The organism is Aliiglaciecola sp. SL4 (assembly GCF_041538045.1).
Classification (GTDB): domain Bacteria; phylum Pseudomonadota; class Gammaproteobacteria; order Enterobacterales; family Alteromonadaceae; genus Aliiglaciecola.
The window spans coordinates 1-1,602 of record NZ_JBGOSE010000028.1 but is presented as its reverse complement, the minus strand read 5'-3'; the positions used below and the strand labels follow the sequence as shown (position 1 = coordinate 1,602).

At 40.3% G+C, this 1,602-nt stretch carries 1 protein-coding gene; it reads right to left on the bottom strand.

The genetic code is table 11. The features are described from left to right. Positions 1–480 precede the first annotated feature (480 nt). Complete coding sequence (locus tag AB6T38_RS19180; RefSeq protein WP_372548820.1) at positions 481–1,524, bottom strand: IS110 family transposase; 1,044 nt, start codon at positions 1,522–1,524, stop codon at positions 481–483. Positions 1,525–1,602 lie beyond the last annotated feature (78 nt).

The window sequence follows — 1,602 nt, the reverse complement described above, 5'->3', positions numbered from 1 at the left end:
ATAACACATATGAGCCTCAGGTTAGTCAATAGGTATTAGTGTGCTTTTGATCTTTCTTTCAGATCAATCCAAATCTCTGAGCTAAGCGGTTTACTTCATCTGTCTTTGTGACTATTAGGCAATCGCCTACAGCAAACACATATAGAGGCTCTCTTATGCGAGCTCATCGCAGCCTGCATTTTCAATATCCATATTAATATCAGGGGCACTAGACATTCATCGGTTAACCCAACACCGGCACTATTCAAGAGTAGGACTAGTTAAATCTGTCAGTTAGTTTCAGGCTCAGGTTAGGTGTAAGCGATTTAGTTCAGAGTATTGATGCACGCCCATCCGATGTCTAATCAAGCAATGTAGCTGCCTAGCGGTGGCATATAAACAATGTCTAAGGGTTTTCGTAAACCAGTGATGAAGTCACCACTATTTATTGATGCTCTGCTTAAGGCGCTAGTTAGACGTTCAGCTCACCGGATGGCGTGACTAACCTACTAAAAATCGTTTTTCATCAAATACCTTTTGTCGTTTTAGCATAAAGTAAACACAGCGACCAAGTTTGTGAGCTAGGGCAGATAACGCTTTGGCTTTGCTCATGCGTTTTTGTAGTTGGTTTAAATATGCACGGGCTTTGTCATTGCCACGCAAGTAAAGTACGGCCATTTCGGAGAATGCCCATTTAAGATGAGCGTTACCGATTTTATTCCCTTGGGTGCCATAGGTTTTACCTGCTGATTCGGCTTTACATTTTACTAAACGGGAATAAGATGCGAATTTTTGGACACTATCAAAGCGACTGATATCACCTATTTCATATAAAATAGTGAGAGCGAGTATTTGACCCACGCCAGTAATAGATTTGAGTAAGTAATAGTCTCTGGCGTTATGTTGTTTAGCTTGTTTTTCAATAAACCATTCGACTTGGCGTAATTCAGTTTCGATATGGCCGACCATGTTTAAATCGATATCGACATTACGTTGTACAGATATATCATCAAATACATCGGTCATTTTATCCCTTGAAGCTGGGTAGCGTAGATTAAGGGAATGAGGACGATAGTTATATTGGCTAACGGTATTAGACACATGCGCTTTTAAGTCAGCCCCAAAACGCACCAGTTTAGTTCTGCGACGAATTAAATCACGGGTAGCCCGTAATTCATTGGGGTAGTTATAGGCTAATGGAAAGTTGCCGCCGCGTAACAATTTAGCAATCTTAAATGAATCAATTTTGTCATTCTTGGTTTTACCGCCATGTATGGCTTTCATATACAAGGCGTGACCTAATACGAAATCAATAGCATGCTGTCTACATAGGTCACTTACCCAATACCAGCAATGCATGCATTCTACGCCAACAACGATATTACCCAAATAGGGAGTTAATAACGTGAGTAGTTGTTCAGGGGAGTCCTTTATCTTTTTATGTACCAGCACCTCACTTTTATCATCAATAATGCAGACATAAAGTAGGCGAGCGTGTAAATCAATTCCACAATAGTATGGATGTGTATTAGTATAAAAGTTCATTGAGCTTCTCCGTTTGGTTTTGTCACCTATCAGAGTAGTTGAAAAGTTACGCTGATTGGGGAGGCTCAATGAGTATCA

Excerpts from the sequence above, each read along its gene's own strand:
- AB6T38_RS19180 (WP_372548820.1), bottom strand. The coding sequence starts at position 1,524 with ATGAACTTTTATACTAATACACATCCATACTATTGTGGAATTGATTTA.